The 17,314-nt window shown below is 57.8% G+C and carries 12 protein-coding genes; all 12 read right to left on the minus strand.

What is annotated here, in order from left to right; genetic code table 11:
- Positions 1-5: 5 nt before the first annotated feature.
- Positions 6-1,751, minus strand: a complete 1,746-nt coding sequence (locus tag BQ5361_RS05200; RefSeq protein ID WP_035472459.1) for a hypothetical protein — start codon at positions 1,749-1,751, stop codon at positions 6-8.
- 15 nt (positions 1,752-1,766) lie between these two features.
- Positions 1,767-3,044: an MFS transporter gene (locus BQ5361_RS05205; RefSeq protein WP_022064231.1), complete on the minus strand. Its 1,278-nt coding sequence runs from the start codon at positions 3,042-3,044 to the stop codon at positions 1,767-1,769.
- Positions 3,045-3,142: 98 nt separating this feature from the next.
- A complete protein-coding gene (locus tag BQ5361_RS05210; RefSeq protein ID WP_035472461.1) occupies positions 3,143-4,189 on the minus strand; it encodes a glycoside hydrolase family 130 protein in 1,047 nt (348 codons plus the stop codon).
- A 387-nt stretch (positions 4,190-4,576) separates the two neighbouring features.
- A complete protein-coding gene (locus BQ5361_RS05215) occupies positions 4,577-7,510 on the minus strand; it encodes a TonB-dependent receptor (RefSeq protein ID WP_035472463.1) in 2,934 nt (977 codons plus the stop codon).
- Positions 7,511-7,612: 102 nt separating this feature from the next.
- Entirely contained in the window at positions 7,613-8,368 is a 756-nt protein-coding gene (locus BQ5361_RS05220; RefSeq protein ID WP_022064228.1) for a LytR/AlgR family response regulator transcription factor, read from the minus strand.
- Positions 8,365-9,447, minus strand: coding sequence for a sensor histidine kinase (locus BQ5361_RS05225; RefSeq protein WP_074021979.1), 1,083 nt, complete (start codon positions 9,445-9,447; stop codon positions 8,365-8,367). The genes BQ5361_RS05220 and BQ5361_RS05225 overlap by 4 nt, the downstream gene beginning before the upstream one ends.
- 182 nt (positions 9,448-9,629) lie before the next feature.
- On the minus strand, positions 9,630-10,166 hold the full coding sequence (locus BQ5361_RS05230; RefSeq protein ID WP_035472465.1) for a gamma carbonic anhydrase family protein: 537 nt from the start codon (positions 10,164-10,166) through the stop codon (positions 9,630-9,632).
- Between the two features lie 11 nt (positions 10,167-10,177).
- A complete protein-coding gene (locus BQ5361_RS05235) occupies positions 10,178-11,398 on the minus strand; it encodes a hypothetical protein (protein ID WP_022064225.1) in 1,221 nt (406 codons plus the stop codon).
- A 2-nt stretch (positions 11,399-11,400) separates the two neighbouring features.
- Complete coding sequence (gene mazG / locus BQ5361_RS05240; RefSeq protein WP_022064224.1) at positions 11,401-12,195, minus strand: nucleoside triphosphate pyrophosphohydrolase; 795 nt, start codon at positions 12,193-12,195, stop codon at positions 11,401-11,403.
- Between the two features lie 255 nt (positions 12,196-12,450).
- Complete coding sequence (locus BQ5361_RS05245; RefSeq protein WP_022064278.1) at positions 12,451-13,752, minus strand: L-cysteine desulfidase family protein; 1,302 nt, start codon at positions 13,750-13,752, stop codon at positions 12,451-12,453.
- 203 nt (positions 13,753-13,955) lie between these two features.
- On the minus strand, positions 13,956-14,576 hold the full coding sequence (locus BQ5361_RS05250) for a hypothetical protein (RefSeq protein ID WP_143047516.1): 621 nt from the start codon (positions 14,574-14,576) through the stop codon (positions 13,956-13,958).
- A gap of 40 nt (positions 14,577-14,616) precedes the next feature.
- The gene (pheT, locus tag BQ5361_RS05255; protein ID WP_035472467.1) at positions 14,617-17,082 is read right to left on the minus strand and encodes a phenylalanine--tRNA ligase subunit beta; all 2,466 of its coding nucleotides are present in this window, start codon (positions 17,080-17,082) and stop codon (positions 14,617-14,619) included.
- Between the last annotated feature and the right edge of the window lie 232 nt (positions 17,083-17,314).

Genomic DNA, 17,314 nt, shown 5'->3' on the forward strand with positions numbered 1-17,314 from the left:
GCGAATCAATAGAGTATCACATGCCCGGTATCGGTGGTTATCCTTCCCTCCGATTCGGTGAGCACCGTTCCGGTTGGCAGCTCATACACGAGCCGGGCCGTATCGGCCGGAATGGTTATCTTGACACGCCCCTGCGCATCGCGTGCCACATACTCCCTGGCGACCACATCGTACAGGTCGGCCCCCTCGCCCGCATCGTAGGTTATCTTCACCTCCTTCTCATAGGGATTGTATATCAGCCATACGGGGTAAGGCTTGTCGGCATAGAAATCGGTTGCATTGGCATCGAGCCGCAGCACGCCCTCCACATCGGTCGTATGCACCGTAGCCCCCAGAATCCCCACCGGAGCGGTGCTGTAAACGCTGAACATGCTCTCGGGCGGATTGGCCTCGTTCCATTTCGGCCCGTCGCCGATGGCCACGGGCGACATACCCTTCAGTTCGGGCTTGCCGTAATCGTCGGTCTTGCGAAGCCCCTCGTAAGCTATCACGCCGCGGGTGATATCTTTCTGCTGGGGAAGCCACTGGTAGATGGCCGGTATCTCGTCCGGATAGAAAAGCCGGCAGGCGCTGACGTTGTTGTTCATCCACTTGCCTATCGCACGGGCATACTGGGGCTCGTACTTTACCATGGGCAGAAGCGGCCACACCATCTTCACGCTGTTCATGAAAAAGGCGTACCCTCCCCCGTCTGTAATGCTTCCCTGAAGTCCGCTGACATCGTAGGGCCCCCAGCGGTCCTGAATGATACCCCAACCGTAACGCCCCTTGGGGTCGGTCACGCCATCGAACACCCAGTTTATCATCTTCTCCGTATCGTAATCGGTACCTTCCTCGGCATTCAGCCGCGCGGCCGTATAGATACCCAACGGAAGCAGTATCTCGTAAAACCGGCTCTCTTTCTGGTTGTCCAGCGCCCGGATGGCCTGTTTCGCCCCCTCCAGATAGCGCTCGTCCCCGAATTTCCGGTATGCGGAATAGAGCACATACCCGTGGCCGCCCGCAGCGTCCTGCTGCAGGGGAATGTGATTGACGTGCGGCGTCATCGTCCCGTAATCGAAGTAGGAGTAGTCGTAGTTCTCCCCCAGCACCTCGCCCGCACGGTAAAACTGCTCCGCCACCGTCCGCTGTATCTCCTCCGCGCCGGGAACGCCCGGAAAGACATCCGACACGGCGTAATAGAGACAGTTGGGCAGGACGTCGTACCACCAGTCGCGCCCGTATCCCCCGCCGAGATTTGCCACATCGGGATTGGTGTTGTTCATGACGATGTTCCACCCGTTGTCGCTGTTGAAATAGTTCTGCACCATCTTCACGAAGTTGTACCCGTTCTGGTTGGTCTTGTCTATTCCGTTCAGTCCGCCTCCGAGTATGGCCGCCAGCGAAGTGAGGCTTTCGTGGAACTCTCCGCCGTTCGCCTCGGGACCCTGACGTACATCGTGTATGGCAGTGTACTGCCCGAAGGTCTGCTGCGGCACGTTACGCTGTGCATCGTCGAGCCAGATAATCGGCCCGGCCGGCATGGAGGAGTCGAAATCGAACGCGTAATTGTCGAACTCGAGCGCTTTCCGCTTCCAGTCGATTATCTTGTACGGCACCGGCATGTTGTCCATCTTCTCTATCCGCGGTATGGCCACCTGAGCCACCCCGTCGCCGGGAGCAGGCCCCGGTTCCCTACCTCCTTTTTCGCGGCATCCCGCAAGCGCCGCCGCAGCGACTGCCGCCGCCGTAAAAATCCATCCGGTTTTCATAAGCTTTCGTCTGTTTTAAGAGCCCTGTACGTCGGGTGCGGCATACTTCGGGGCTTTGTCCGTATTCTTGGTGATGTTTTTGGCAAGGGGAATGGAGAGCAACTCCACGGCACCGACGATGACCAGTGCGAATTTCAGTGCGAAATCCTCCGACACGTAGGTCGCCAACACGATGAAAAGCACCAACCCTATCGCCCGGCCCGCATAGAGACCCAGCTCATGGTTCATGATGTAGGCGTATTCGTTGCGGTGCTCCTGATGCGACACCACGTCTATCGTCCGGAGCTGTATCGGATTGTAGGCGAGGTCGTGCAGCGGCTGGAAGAAGATTTTGCACAGCACGAACACAATTACGCCCACGGCCGAAAAGAGCGCCGCATTGACGAGCGTTCCGATAAAGAAGATGACGATACCCACGGCGAATACCGCAATACGGTCCTTGGGTTTGGTGACGCGGCCCAGCACATAGACGATGACGGCCGTTATCAGTCCGCCAATACCCTGTATGAGACCGAGTTCGCCCTCACTGCCCACAAGCCGCAGGATAAGGATGGCAGGAGCGGTGACCAGGAAACCCTGAATGAGCCCTTTCAGTGCGGCCAGGCCAATCATCTTCTTCCACAACCGGTTGAATTTAAAATAAAGGAATTTCTTCTGTGCCGGATTGGTGAATTTCCCGCGCGAGAGGGCAATGCAGGCAAGGATGCAGATGCCGAGCGTCACGAAAGTGACTATCTGATACGCCTTGTTGATGTCCATCGTACTTCCGAAGAAACCCGTTCCGGAGGCTTTGGCGAGGAAACCGCCCACAGCGAGCGGAACGAGAATGGAGCATACCGAGAAGAAGAACGATTCGAGGCCGTAGAAGTAGTTACGGTTGTCGTCCGTCGTCGAGTTGAGCGCGAGCAGATAACGGTTCGTCCAGAAGAAACCGACCGAAACGCCGAGCAGCAGGCCCGAAAGAACAAGTTCCCACAATCCTACGGCCTGGACGGTCATCATCACCAACAGCGAGATACCGCTCACGAGAATACCGAACATATAGAGCGTCCGGACATTTATCCGTTTCAGTAGAAAACCGTTGATAAGCGACGACAGCACGATGCCCGTGTACTGCGCGAGCTGATACACGGCCACGAAGGAGGGATTGTTCGTATTGCGCATGATGTACGCCCCGACGAATATCTCTATGACGGGGAGTACGAATGCGAAACAGAGGTTCGTGATGAGCAGCACCTTCATGTTGTGGGGCTGCCGGCGGAAATACTGGAATTCGTTGAGGAATTTTGCCATGATATTTCTATAAGATTTTCGACATTGGCGGTTTTCACGCTCCGGAACAGACCGGTCCGTAGCTCATAAGGCATACGAAATTACCGGTACGACTCCGGCTACACGTTCAGCGTGGCCAGAACTTCACGGATGGAGAGGGTGGCCCCGCAGATGACTTCGTCGCTCGCCCCGTAATACATGTGTATCGTATCCCCTTCCACATACTGTCCGTTGGTGAAGACGACGTTTCCGAAGAAGCCCGTCTTTTCGTAGGGTGCCGTAGGTTCCATGATGGGCTCGTCGCTCCGTGCAAGCACTTTCGCAGGATTCTCGAGGTCGAGAAGCAGCGCCCCGAGGCAGTAACGGTTGTTGCCGTCGGCTCCATGGTATATCTCGAGCCACCCCTTCTCGGTACGGACGGGGGCGGCTCCGGCCCCCACGCGGGCGGAATCCCACCGCCCCTCGCGCGTTACGGCAATGCACCGGTGATTCCCCCAGTGCAGGCGGTCGGGCGACTCGGCAAGCCAGATGTAGTTGCCGCCGAGCTCCGGACTGCTCGGACGGTGGAAGGCATAATATTTCCCGCCGACCGTCGATTCAAAAAGGGCGCAGTCCTTGTTATGCGGAGGGAATATCATACCCTTGCGTTCGAGGGTTTTGAAATCGCGGGTAGCTATCAGCCCCACCCCTACAGCAACGGGCGAAACCTCCGTAAAGGTCAGGAAATAACCGTCATCCATGGTAGCGACGCGACAATCCTCTATACCGAATGATTCGAGGGGCCCCTTGCCGTAAATCGGCCGGTAATCGGCATCCTCGTAGAAATGCACCCCGTCGTCGCTGAAGACGGGACGCAGGTAAGAGAGCGTCGTCAGATAGTTCTGTCCGTTGTATTTGATGACCCGCGGGTCGGAGGCGTCGAGCCGGCTGTCATCCTTGTCGAAAGACAACACCTCTATCTCGTCCCGGTCGTTGTATATGGGGAAACTGATGCGCCCCTCCTCCTGCCGCGGCCTTTCGGCCACCCTGAGCAGCAGTCCCGTACGGCCGCCGAGGCGGAAGACACCGGGATTGAGCAGACAGACTATCTCCATCCCGCCAATGCCGGGACGAAGGTCGGACGGTCTGAGAATGGGATTTTCCGGAAACCTTTTTGCAATATCCATATGCTTGTGTATTATTGGTTGTCAATAATTTCAATGCCATATCACAAGGTCCTTTTGAACGGTTAGCAGTTCCGACGGCCGGCAAATATAAGAATTATAAAAATGCCGCCGGACATGCCGACCGCAAATAAATCCGCAAAAGCCACGACTCAGGACCGGACGGCAGTCATTAAGGAATACAGTCAGCAAAAGACGCGCCAATCAGCGGCGGCCTCCGAATCGAAGCGCCAATCGGAGATCGCAGAAGTCCTGACGAAAGCGTGGCAGGCCGACATCCTTTCGGCCTGCCACACCCTCCTTTCGCCTCCCGACCCTTCCTATCCCGGTTCCGTCATAAGATACTCCGGTCGGATTTTCCTCTGGAAAATCCGACCGGAGTATCTTCAACTACCTCACATGCGGAGGCGGTCCGCCGGGGCCGGGCATACCGCCCGGACGCTGCACGCCGACACTGCCCGAACCGCCTGTATCGAAATTGTCGTACTGGCTGGCAGCACGCGTCGCTTTCTTGCCGAAATTGCGCAGGTTATAGACGAACTGCAGGGATATGTACCTGCCAATCGCGAGGTTGGTACTGTTCTGGATGTACGAGCTCTGCACCGTACGGCGGAAACTCGTATTCTGGTTGAACAGGTCGTTCACCCCGATGCTTATCTCGCCAAGCTGACTGCGGAAAACTTTCTTGCCTATATAAAGGTTGCAAAGCACATACTGTTCGTCGTACTTGTTGGTAATTCCCTTGTACTGCGTATAGGAGGCATTTCCCGTGAAGGTAATCCCTTTCCATATCACCCACTTGATGCTTGCCGAAGCATACTGGTTGACGAACCTGTCGTCGGTCCTGACGCCATTGGAGATACCGCTGGCGATATTGTAGCTGCCGTTGTACAGGATGGTAAAGTCGATGTTCTCGCTGATGTTGCTGCTGAGCTGCACCCCACCGTCGAAATAGTTCTCGCTGCGCATGAACCGGGCCCCGTCGACGATATTCGGAGTCTGCGCGAAAGTAGCCCCTACATTAAAATTGAGGTTGCTGCCGAGGAACTTCACGGGCAGGCCATAACTCAGCCCCGCACGTACCGACCAGCTGTTCCCTATATTCGCATAGCGTGCATACCGCTGTCCCTGTTGCAACACATTGGTCGAGTTGGGTATCACGAACGGCCTCGAAGCGTCATAGGTCACTATCGAATCGCCTATGTAATCGGATGTGTACTCCGCCCCGAGCATCACCGTGAAGGTCTGTCCCTTCGCCACGTTGGAATTGATGTAAAAGGCGTGCAGACGGTTGGTATAGGCGGGCCTCAGCGCCGCATTGCCGCCCCTGACATAGGTGCTGTTGGAGAAATCGGGCACGTCCTGCAGTTGGGAGACCGAAGGGTTGTTCGTCCGCGAACGGGCATGTATCCGCAACGTATTCTGGGCATCGAAATTGACGTTGGCCATGGCGGAATAGACCAGGTTGTTGAACGAATAGTTCACATAGGGTGCAACCGTGGCAGGATACTCGGTAGCATTATCGAGCGTGGAGTATTGATACATCAGCGATGCCGAGACGTTGGTCTTGCCGTCGGAATACCGGTAACCGGGCCCCGCGCGGTGAGTAAGGTACCCGCTGTTGTTCATGGTCGAAAGTTCCTCGCTCAATTCGGGCGAAATGAGTTCCAGCACCGGGTCCCAGAGGTAAGTAAGTTTCTCCGCATCCGAATAGTCGTAGTTGATGCGGTATTCCAGATTGAGCTGCGACCTCTTGCCGAGGGGTTCGGTATAGGTCAGACCGCCGCCGAGACTGTAACTGTACGAATCGCCGGCAATGCGCTGGTTGGCCACCGAGTCGGCGACCATCCCCTCCGCATACCGCGGCAGGTAGTAATACTCTTCGACGAGCTGCAGCTCCCTGTTCTTGCTGTAACTCCCGTCGAGATTGAAGGTCAGGGTACGCCCTTGCTTCCCGAGCTTCATACGGTACAGCGCACTGAGCCCCGCATTGTATCCGGACCGGTCGCTGCCGTCGCTGCCGAGAATGCTCTGTATCGCCTCCTCCACATCGTCCTCCAGTTCGGACATGTCGGTTTGCGACGACTCCGTACCGGTATATTTCTGGTAGCGGAAATAGGGGCGGAGCATCAGGTTCTGATTGTCGTTTATCTTATAGTCTATGCGGGCATTGAAACGGTGGTTGTAATTCTCCGCACCGGAAGCGCCCGTCTCGTAGTCGTACTGGCTGCCCGGGTTCTGCCACGTCTCGTTCACGAATTCGTTCCGGTTCTTGCTGTGGTTGAAGAAATAGCTTGCCGTCACCTCCATGTTGTCACGCCTGCCCCACGTATCGCTGTAATTGACGCCTACGGCCTGAACGGTCGATATACCGTCCATCGGACGGACAAGGAAACTGCCCATGCCTCCTCTCCGGCCGCCCATTCTGCCGCCGCTGGACGAACTGCCGCCCGTATTGACCACGCCGAGAATATCCTCGAAAGAGAAATTCTGCTGATTCAGGTTGTTGGCAAGACCGATGATGGAGATACGGCTGTCACCCTCGAAAATGTTCACGTTGCCGCCCGCAGTATAATACTTCGGATAACCGTATGCGGCATAGAGTTTACCGAACTGCCCGCGGCGCTTGCTCTCCGAAGTGACGATATTCAGCGCCTTGTAGCCCTCACCGTCGTCGAGTCCGGTGAACTCCGCCTGGTCGCTCAGTTTGTTGAATACCTCGACGTTCTCCACTACTTCGGCAGGAAGATTCTTTATCGCCGTACTCACGTCATCACCGAAAAACTCCTTGCCGTCCACGAACACCTTCTGAATCTCTTCGCCCTGTGCCTCCACCGTACCGTCCGCGGAAATCATGATACCCGGCATCTTTGCCAGCAGGCTCTCCGTATCGGCATCCGCAGCCACCTTGAACGCCGACGCGTTGTACACCACCGTATCGCCTTTCTGCGACGTGCGCATAGCGGGCACTTCCAGCACGACAGCCTCTATCTCATTGTCGTCGAGCCGCATCTCTATCCTGCCCAGGTCGAGTACCGGGGCCTCTACCGTTACCTCCTTTTCGAAATCGGCATACCCGAGGAACGATACCCGAACGGTATAATCGCCGTAAGGCACGGACGCGACGGTGAAACGTCCGTTCACCTCGCTCATCGCACTCTTCGACGAACCGTCTCCTCCGACCGGCACCACCTCCACCACCGCGCCGGGCAGTGATTCGCCGTCGGCCGCATCCACGACCGTTCCCGTAATACGTCCCGGCGCAGCCGCATACGCCTGTGCCGCCGTCAGCAACAAAACCAACAAACCTGCAAACCTTCTCATCTCTTTCTATTTTTCCTAACTGTTTCCTCTCCGTCCTTCATGCCGCGCCTCCCCGGCGGCAGCAAAAAACATTCCGTACCGCAACGGCCTCCCGGCGGTACCTCAGCGGATACCGGATATCCACCGTTTGAACTCCGGCACCCTCGCCTTGCTGATGACCACCTTCTCGGGAACCTCCACCGAAAGGTTCACCGAAAGCCGGTTGCCGAACCACACCGAAATATCCGCTATCGCCTCGCGCGAAATGACGAACTGCCGGTTGGCCCGGAAAAAACCCTCCTCGGGCAACTGCGCCATGACCGCGTCCAACGTCCGGTCGAAAGGGAAATGTTCGCCTTTCAGCGTACACACCGCGACCTTTTCATTGCTGGAATAGAGGTAGGCGATATCCTCCGTCTTGAGCGGTATGATACGGTCCTTCACATACACGAGGAAAGCCTGCGCCCCGCGCTGGGAACGTACCAGCTCCCCTATCCGCCGCGAATACTCTCCCATGCCGGCCCGCGTCAGATGTTCCAGTTTCTCCACTGCCCGGCGCAGGTCGCTCTCCTTGATGGGTTTGAGCAGGTAGTCGATGCTGTTCACCCTGAACGCGTCGAGCGCATACTGGTCGTAAGCCGTCGTAAAGACGACCGGACACGTTATCTCCGCCTTCTCGAAGACCGAAAACGCCGAGCCGTCGGCCAAATGAATATCCATGAAGACAAGTTCCGGCGCCTCGTTCTCCGAAAACCACTCCACCGTATCGGTGACGCTTTCGAGCTGTGCGACCACCTCCATCCGGGGAAAGGTCTGCCGCAGCAGCGACACGAGGTTTACGGCGGCAGCCGTCTCGTCTTCCACTATAACCACTCTCATAACGTATCTCTCCTTTCGGCGGCGGGACCGAGGGGCAAACGCACCGTAAAGGTCTTTCCGTCGTCTATTATGTTCACATCCCGGTCGGTCAGCAGCCGATACCGGCTGGCTATGTTCTTGAGCCCTATTCCGGTTCCCTTCTCCGAATCGTCTATCTTGGGCTGCAGGGGATTGCTGACAAGCAACCAGTCGCCCCGCACGGAGATGGTGACCGTCAGCGGTTTCGTTCTCGTGATGGTATTGTGTTTCACCGCATTTTCCACGAGCGGCTGAAGCGTCAGCGACGGCAGTGTCCGGCCGAGGTACCCTTCCGGTATCTCCGCCTCGATAAACAGCTTGCCCTCGTAACGCAGTTCAAGCAGATATTTGTACGCCTCCAAAAAAGCCATCTCGTCGCGCAGCGTGGTCATGCTGCTCTTGCCCGACTGGATGATGTAACGGAAGGTGTCCGACAGCCGGTCGATATATACGAGCGCATCGTCGTTCTTGTTCTCCCGCACGAGCATGGCGAGCGAATTGAGCGAATTGAAAAAGAAATGGGGATTCATCTGGTTGATGAGTACGTCGTACCGCGACCGCAGGTTCTCGGTCTTCAGACGTTCGTTCTCGACCGTCATCCGCTGCTGCAGGACTATCAGTTCGTATATCTTGCCGTAGAGCGTCACCACCGCAAGCATGAACGAACACTTGAGCAGCACCATCGGATTGAACAGGCGCCGGGCGGCCAATATGATTTTCACGTCACCCGCACGGTTCATATAGGGAGCCAGAAAATAGACGACGACCGAGATGACGAGAGCGGCCAGCAGCCGCTTGGGAAAACTGCGCGAGCGTATCTTGCTTTCGCTCAGATTGTGGGTGAATACAGTAAGCAGGATGAACGACACTGCCATATAAAACAGCACTTCGAGCACCATGAACAGCGTACTGTTCTCCGACACCGGATGTTCGGACGGCATCCGCGCCGTCCGGTGCAGAATCATGAAGACGAAGTATGAAAAATTGACAATGAGGCTTACGGCAACGGCTATCAGCACGTTGATTAACACGCCCCCTGTCCTGAGCCTGCTCTTGAACATACGCATGAATTATCGTGGGAGGAATCCGTTGCAAATATACAGTAACCCGACCGGACGGCCTACCCTCAGGGAGCCGAAACGGAAAAACCGGCGGTTGAACCGAAGACCCGGCCGCTGCCCGGCAAACAGACCGTATCGCAGAAAACGGCTGTACGGCAGGGCAATAACTCCATCCCCTGCATTCACTCTTCCGCCCCCTCGTACCACGACGCGTACAGCATATAGTCGCGGGCCGTACGTTCGATAATCTCCTGCCGCTGCTGCGGCGTCACCTCCTTCACCCGCCGTGCCGGTACCCCGGCATATACCCCGCCGGGCTCCAGCCGGCTCCCGGCCAGCACCAGCGCGTTGGCGGCCACAATACAGCCCGTCCCGACCACGGCGTTGTCGAGCACCGTGGCCCCCATGCCTATCAGGCACCCGTCTTCGATGACGGCACCGTGGATGATGGCGTTGTGCCCGATGGAGACATCGCTGCCTATATGCGCCTGCGACGGATGCGGCGCACCGTCGTAAAGCGTATGCACCACCGCACCGTCCTGAATATTCGTCCGGTCACCGATACGGATGCTGTTCACATCGCCGCGCAGCACCGCACCGTACCAGATGCTGCAATCGCGCCCGACGGTCACATCGCCTATCAGTACCGCCGTTTCGGCCAGAAACGTCCCTGCTCCCACTACGGGCACATGCCCGCGCACTTCCTTGATAATCGCCATATTCCGTTGCGTTATAAAATCTCTTTCGTATGGGCCGTACAGACCGACGACACCCCGCCGCGGACAATACCGAGTTCATGGCGGCCGGGAGCTTTCCAAAGCGTATCCGCAGCAGCGCTATCCACCATCCGTACTCCGTCGCATGACACGATGATATCGCCCGGCTGCATTCCCTGCGGCGCATGCCCGTCGAAAAGTCCCGTCACCAGCCAACCGTCCATAATATCCGTCCGGTCGATGGCAGAGAAACCGGGAGTTACGAAATCGAACGGTTTTCCCGCCTCCGCCCTCGGACGCACCCATAGGGCCGGAGCACCGAAATCAATTGCAAACGAGAAGCGCTCCAACAGTCCGTTCCCAACGATTCCCGCCATGTCGGTACGCGACAGTGCCCCCGTCCGGTTCAGCGACACATCCACCGGGACACCCGCAAATTCACTGCCGCAAAACCAAACCGAATCCGCCCGCAAACACAGCGATGCGGCACTTCCCCCGACACCTCCCGATATCGTCCGATACAAAACCGCATCCGGCCGGCACGATACGGCCCCCCAGCCCGCTCCGGTCATCGACAGCGTTCCAGGGCTCCCGGTATCCAACAGGAAACGGCCCTCTACCTCCCTGCCTGCCGCCCGAACACGGACGGGAAGATACAGTCTGCCGTTCTCCTCCTCCAGCGGGTAGCGGACAAACCCTGCCTGTCGCAGCGTATCGGGCGACACGGCCCGCATCCATCCTTCCTTCAAATCGAATTCCACACAGTACCCGGCCATGTATTGCAGGCCGAAAATACCGTCGCTCCCCCGTCCGAGCATTCCCCTGAAGTCCAGCAGCGGGGTCATCCGGCTCGTATGGACGATTGTATCCATCCTGAAGGTTATTTCGTCGAACAGCACGCCGCACCGCACCGGCTGCGTACCGGCGCCCGCCGCCATCCATGTCTCGGTACGTGTTTCCGCCCCGATGCCGGACCGTTCCTGCCAAAGCGAATCGAGATAAAGCCCCGCCGCCCCCGTATCGAATAGGAGACGTGCAGGCACCGAATCGCCTACCGTCGCCTCAAACCGGATATGGCCGTCGTACTCCAACGGTACGGCCCCTTCAGGCAACACGACGGCAGCAACCTCCGCAGATGGTTGGTCGGCCGGTCCGCCGCATGCGGCAAGGAGTACGGCAACCCACAGGAACGACGCCCGCCGCGTCGTCCGACCGTATCGCTCAGCGTTCTTCATATTCAGCGTTCTTCACGTTTGGCTTCCTGCCAGTACGCCTCCATCTCTTCGAGCGGCATCTTCGTCAGTTCCACGCCCTGCTCGTCGGCCCTTTTCTCGATATGTTCGAAACGGCGGATAAACTTCTTGTTGCTCCGTTCAAGCGCATTCTCGGGGTCGATACCGTACAGACGCGCCATATTGACCAGAGCGAACAACAGGTCGCCCAGCTCCTCTTCCATCCGGTCGCGGTCCATCCGTCCGATTTCCTGCCGGAGTTCGTCCGTCTCCTCCTGCACCTTTTCCCACACATCCTCGCGCCTGCCCCAGTCGAAACCGGCAGCGGCAGCCTTCTGCCCGATACGGAACGCCTTCACCATGGCCGGTAGGCTGCGCGGTACCCCCGACAGCACCCCCTTGCGTGCCTTGCGGTCTTTCTTGCGCTTCTCGGCGAGTTTCAGCTCCTCCCAATTGTGTATTACCTGTCCGGCACTGTCGGCCTCTACATTGCCGTAGACATGCGGATGTCTGTATATCAACTTATCGCACAATGCATTGGCCACATCGCCTATATCGAAACGCCCCTGTTCCGCCCCCATGCGCGAATAGAAGACGATGTGGAGCAGCAGGTCGCCCAGCTCCTCGCGGATGCCGTCCATGTCGCCGTCCGTTATCGCATCGGTCAATTCGAACGTCTCCTCTATGGTGTTGTTGCGCAGCGACTCGAAAGTCTGCTCCCTGTCCCACGGACACTCTACCCGGAGCCTGTCCATCACCCCGAACAGGCGCTCCATGGCCTCAAGCTGTTTCTCGTACATGCCGTATCTTTTATTTGTATGATTTTCCGTTCCGGACGGCAAACCACAGCTTCCGTCCGGAGCGTAAAATTACACAAAAAAGGGGTGTATGCGGAAAAACCACCGCAATTTCCGTGCATTTCCCGCACCGGACACAAATACCGATACCGGCCGTCTCTACGGGGCAACCTCCCTGGACAGGCCGGAAAGAGAAGCGGCAGCCGCAGGAGTCCGAAGTGCTCCTGCGGCTGCCGCTTTCTCCGACCCCGCAAAGGGTTAGGCCCCTTTGGAGGTCATGATATCGAGAATGAGCCGGTCGGTCTGCGTCATTCCCTCGCGGCCTATCTTCGTCAGATTCAGAATGGACTTGTCCACATCCTCGTCGATAATTCCCTCGGCGGCGGTCACGCACCGGTGCTCCATGGCGAGCATGGCAGAAAGAACCGACGTAGAGATGCCGCTGGCCACCTTGAGCGCACAGCTCGGTTTGGCTCCGTCGCATATCATGCCGGCAAGATTGGCTATCATGTTCTTCACGGCGTACGACACCTCTTCGTACCCGCCCCCCATCAGGTAGGTAATGCCACAGCTCGACCCCGTGGCGGCCACCACGCACCCGCAAAGGGCCGAAAGCCGGCCGAGGCTCTGTTTGATATAGATGACCGTCAGGTTGCTGAGGATGAGCGCCCGTATCTTCTTCTCCTCCGGCGCCCCCGACTTCTCGGCATACACCACCACCGGAAGCGTCGCAGAGATTCCCTGATTGCCGCTTCCCGAATTGCTCATAACGGGTATCATCGCCCCGCTCATGCGGGCGTCGCACGCCCCGGAGGTATAGGAAAGGATACTCGACAGGATGCCGTCTCCCATAATATGCCGCTCCATGTCGCCCCGCAGCAGGCGTCCGAGCGAATGGCCGTACTCTCCCGTAAAGGAGACCTCGGCGGCATGTTTGTTCATGTCTGCCGCCTTCAGTATGAACCGCAACTCGTCCAGCGGAGCGGTATCGGCAAACTCGAACACCTTCTTCAAGTTCAGAGCACAACCCTCCCCGGCACACGATGCACCGGCTCCGGCACACTTCTCCAGCAACACCTCTCCGTTGCGTTCAATCCGTGTAAATCCCGTATGACTTTTCTCGATAACGGCCAGCGCCCTGTCGCTCCCAGCAGCCACCTCCACCTCGATGTAGAGGATATCGCAGCCACCCTGTTTCAGCCCTATTTCGATGGGTGTCTCCTCCATATAACGGCGCCCCTGCTGCACATCCGCAGGAGTCACGTCGCGCAGCACCTCGAGGCCGTACTCCGACTTTCCGAACAGCGCTCCCAGCGCCACGGCGATGGGAAGCCCTATCATGCCGTCCGTACCGGGAATGCCCACGCCCATCGCATTCTTGAGCATGTTGGCGCTCAGCAATACGGAGATACGTTCGGGCCGGCGGCCGAGCACTTCCGCCGCACGCGCCGTACAAAGCGATACGGCAATCGGTTCCGTACACCCTATCGCCGGCACTATCTCCCTGTTCATCAGGGCTATTATCGAACTGCGTTCCGCAGGTGAAATCTTGCAAGCCATATATTCCATCTTTATCGGACGCAAATATAAACTTTTTTGACAGAAAATAAAGGCCGTCCCCGCCTATTTCGGACGCATCCCCGCCGCCATCCGCCGCCTTTTTCTTGCCGGGCCCGCTCTTCCGCACGGACAGCCGGCTCCGGAAAGGTAAAACGCAGGGCGTCTGCACACCCCGCGTCCATACACCTTTGCAGCAAAGGGAATCAGAAACGCGCCCTGACTCCCAGTGTAAGCACACCTGTCGCACCGAAACCCGCTTCGGCGAAACCGGCTATCGTCCGACCGAGCTCCACTCCGATGGGAGAGACCTGGAAAGTGAATGTCGCTGCCGTATCGCCGTCATCTACCGCCGGCCCGACCTGATACTGCCGATCGGCAATCAGCACGCCGGCCGCCAGACGGGAATAGAGGCCCACGATACCGCTCCGGTACCACACGAACTTCACCTGCGGCAGGATGCTGTAAAAGTTATCGTATATGTAGCCTCCCCCCACCGTACTGCTCATGTTTCCCGAATAGACGAACATGCCGCCGACCGTCAGCGAAGGGGTGAGACGGTACATGTATCCCATGTTCACCGACCCCGTCTTCCGCTTCGCTATCTCACCTGTCCCAACGAGCGACGGCAGCAAATCGTCCATGATGCCCGTCACGTCGTTGATGGGCATCACGCCGTATCCCAGCGATACATCATGAAAAGAGAGCCTCGGATAGGTGTCGTAAGCCGCCGGCAGGTCACGGGCGGGAAACGACGGGGTCTCCTGCGCCGCAGCCGCTCCCGCAACCAATACGGCCGCACAAACCGTCATCAATATTCTCCTCATAGTGTCTGTGTTTTATTACAGTAAACGCGGCATCCGCCGACTATACCCTGACCACGGCCCCGGCCTGTTTCTCGAACTGGACGAGGAGGTTGTTCATCACCCGGTCGATTATCTGGTCGGTGAGAGTACGCTCCCTGTCCTGCAAAACGAAGCCGAGCGCATACGACTTCTTTCCGGCAGGCAGCTTGTCGCCCTCGTACACGTCGAACAGCGTCACGCTGCGGAGCAGCTTCCGTTCGGTCGAGAAAGCGATGGCCCGAAGCCGGGCGAAGGTAACCTCCCTGTCCAGCAGCAGGGCGAGGTCGCGCCTAACCTCCGGGAATCGGGGAAGCTCCGACACGGCGACCGTATGTTTGCGGACGCTGCGGACGAAGAGGTCGAAATCCATTTCGAGGAAATAGACCTCCGCCCGCAGGTCGAACATCTTCCGTATGCTGCCCGCAACGATTCCGAGCGAAAAGAGCTCTTTCCCGTTGAGACGGAAGGAGAGCCCCTCCGAATAGAGTTCGCCTCCGAGCGGCAGCGTCTCCAGCCGGTAGATATCCATTCCGAAACGACCGAGCAGATTCTCCGCCACGGCACGCAGGCTGAAGAAGGTCGCCGGTGCAGCCTTCTCGTTCCAGGAGACGGTCTCCGTAAGTCCCGTCATGACCACGCCGAGACGATAATTCTCCGAATAGGGTGCCAGGCCGCCTTCCGCAGCACGCGAGGCATCGTAGCGATAGACATTCCCGAACTCGTAAAGTTTCAGATTCGGGTTGCGGTGGTTCGTATTCAGCGCAACCGCCTCCATGGCATTGAACAGCAGCGTCTGCCGCATGGCATTGAGGTCGGCGCTCAACGGATTGAGGATTTTCACGCAGCCATCGGCCGGATACTCCGTCAGCCCCTCGTAATAGGCCAGCTTCGTGAGCGAATTGCTCATTATCTCCGAAAAACCGTTCGCCGTGAGATACTCCGCCGTTCTGTTCGCTATCTGCTCCCGACCGGAGCGCTTCTCCAGCGCAATGGCCGAACGAACCCTCGCAGGAATCTCTATGTTATTGTAACCGTATATCCGGAGAATCTCCTCCGTCAGGTCGGCCGGCCGGCGCACATCCACCCGGTAGGGCGGTACGGCCACGGAGAGCACTCCGTCCCGCTCGGCCTCGATGCGCACCTCCAGCGCACCGAGTATCTCTTTCACGGTCGCCTGCGGTATCTCCTTCCCTGTAAGGGCATTTATCCGGTCATACCCGACATCGAAACGGAACGGTTCGGTAATATCGGGTACGGAAACCGTATCGGCAATGCCGGAAGTTATCCGCCCCCCGGCCAGCTCCTGAATCAGAAGCGCGGCACGTTTCAGGGCATAAATCGTGATATTGGGGTCGATACCGCGCTCGAAACGGAACGACGCATCCGAATTGATTCCGTGGCGGCGTGCGCTCTTGCGTATCCAGACCGGATTGAAATAGGCGCTTTCAAGGAAGACGTTCACCGTAGCGTCGGAAACGCCGGAATCCCGTCCGCCCATGACACCCGCGATACACATCGGTTTCTCCGCATCGCATATCATCAGGTCTCTCTCCGAAAGCGTCCGTTCCACCCCGTCGAGCGTCACGAATTTCGTCCCCTCCGCGCAGGTCTTCACTACCACCCGGCCCCCGGCAATCCGGTCGGCATCGAAAGAGTGGAGCGGCTGTCCCAGCTCGTGCAGGACGAAGTTGGTAATGTCCACCACATTATTCTTGGGATTGAGCCCTATGGCACGCAGACAGTTCTGCATCCAGTCGGGCGAAGACCCTATTCGGACGCCGCTTATCACCACGCCGGCATAGCGCGGGGCCCCCTCCGGACACTCCACGGCAATCTGCGCCGCAGGCAATCCCCCGTCGTCGAAACCCTCCGTACCGGGCAGGGTGAGCTCCGCCCGCCTGCCGTGCGCTTTCAGGAAAGCCGCCAGGTCGCGGGCCACGCCGTAGTGCGACATGGCATCGGCCCGGTTGGGCGTCAGTCCTATTTCGATAACGGTATCCGACTCCAGTCCGAGAAAAGCGGCCGCCGGTGTCCCCGGCACAGCCTCCTGCGGGAGGACCATGATGCCTTCGTGTCCCGTGCCGATACCAAGTTCGTCTTCGGCGCATATCATGCCGAAAGAGTCGGCACCGCGGATGCGGCTCTTTTTTATCTTGAAACCCTCTTGGGCATCTGTCGGATAGAGAACAGCCCCGACGGTGGCGACGAGCACCTTCTGCCCGGCGGCAACATTCGGAGCTCCGCATACGATTTTCAGCGGTTCCTCACGGCCCACCGCCACCTCCGTCAGGTGCAGATGGTCGGAATCGGGATGGTCGGTACAGGTAAGCACCTCGCCCACGACCACCCCTTCGAGTCCGCCGCGGACACTCTCGAACCGCTCCACTCCATCCACTTCAAGTCCGATATCGGTCAGGACGGTCAGTATTTCGTCCAGCTCCAGGTCGGTATCGATATAGCGTTTCAGCCACTGGTAAGATATTTTCATAGCATCCTGTTATTTTCATGGAAAAACAGGCTAAAGATACTAAGAATATCGAAAACTATCATCCCGCAGACGAACCGACCGTTTTTTTCGTTTCTTTGAAAGGCGAGGGAAAACTCCTGGCGATAAACGACATACGGCAATTTTAATTTTACATGTAAATTTACAACCACATCATTCCACAAAAAAACATTCCACCAGACAGCGATACGGAACAGAACACCTCTTTTATAAC

The sequence above is a fragment of the Tidjanibacter massiliensis genome (assembly GCF_900104605.1).
Taxonomy (GTDB): domain Bacteria; phylum Bacteroidota; class Bacteroidia; order Bacteroidales; family Rikenellaceae; genus Tidjanibacter; species Tidjanibacter inops.

What these genes read in the sequence shown, in the direction of transcription:
- BQ5361_RS05200 (WP_035472459.1), bottom strand. Translation starts at nt 1,751, where the DNA reads ATGAAAACCGGATGGATTTTTACGGCGGCGGCAGTCGCTGCGGCGGCG.
- BQ5361_RS05205 (WP_022064231.1), bottom strand. Translation starts at nt 3,044, where the DNA reads ATGGCAAAATTCCTCAACGAATTCCAGTATTTCCGCCGGCAGCCCCAC.
- BQ5361_RS05210 (WP_035472461.1), bottom strand. Translation starts at nt 4,189, where the DNA reads ATGGATATTGCAAAAAGGTTTCCGGAAAATCCCATTCTCAGACCGTCC.
- BQ5361_RS05215 (WP_035472463.1), bottom strand. Translation starts at nt 7,510, where the DNA reads ATGAGAAGGTTTGCAGGTTTGTTGGTTTTGTTGCTGACGGCGGCACAG.
- BQ5361_RS05220 (WP_022064228.1), bottom strand. Translation starts at nt 8,368, where the DNA reads ATGAGAGTGGTTATAGTGGAAGACGAGACGGCTGCCGCCGTAAACCTC.
- BQ5361_RS05225 (WP_074021979.1), bottom strand. Translation starts at nt 9,447, where the DNA reads ATGTTCAAGAGCAGGCTCAGGACAGGGGGCGTGTTAATCAACGTGCTG.
- BQ5361_RS05230 (WP_035472465.1), bottom strand. Translation starts at nt 10,166, where the DNA reads ATGGCGATTATCAAGGAAGTGCGCGGGCATGTGCCCGTAGTGGGAGCA.
- BQ5361_RS05235 (WP_022064225.1), bottom strand. Translation starts at nt 11,398, where the DNA reads ATGAAGAACGCTGAGCGATACGGTCGGACGACGCGGCGGGCGTCGTTC.
- mazG (WP_022064224.1), bottom strand. Translation starts at nt 12,195, where the DNA reads ATGTACGAGAAACAGCTTGAGGCCATGGAGCGCCTGTTCGGGGTGATG.
- BQ5361_RS05245 (WP_022064278.1), bottom strand. Translation starts at nt 13,752, where the DNA reads ATGGCTTGCAAGATTTCACCTGCGGAACGCAGTTCGATAATAGCCCTG.
- BQ5361_RS05250 (WP_143047516.1), bottom strand. Translation starts at nt 14,576, where the DNA reads ATGAGGAGAATATTGATGACGGTTTGTGCGGCCGTATTGGTTGCGGGA.
- pheT (WP_035472467.1), bottom strand. Translation starts at nt 17,082, where the DNA reads ATGAAAATATCTTACCAGTGGCTGAAACGCTATATCGATACCGACCTG.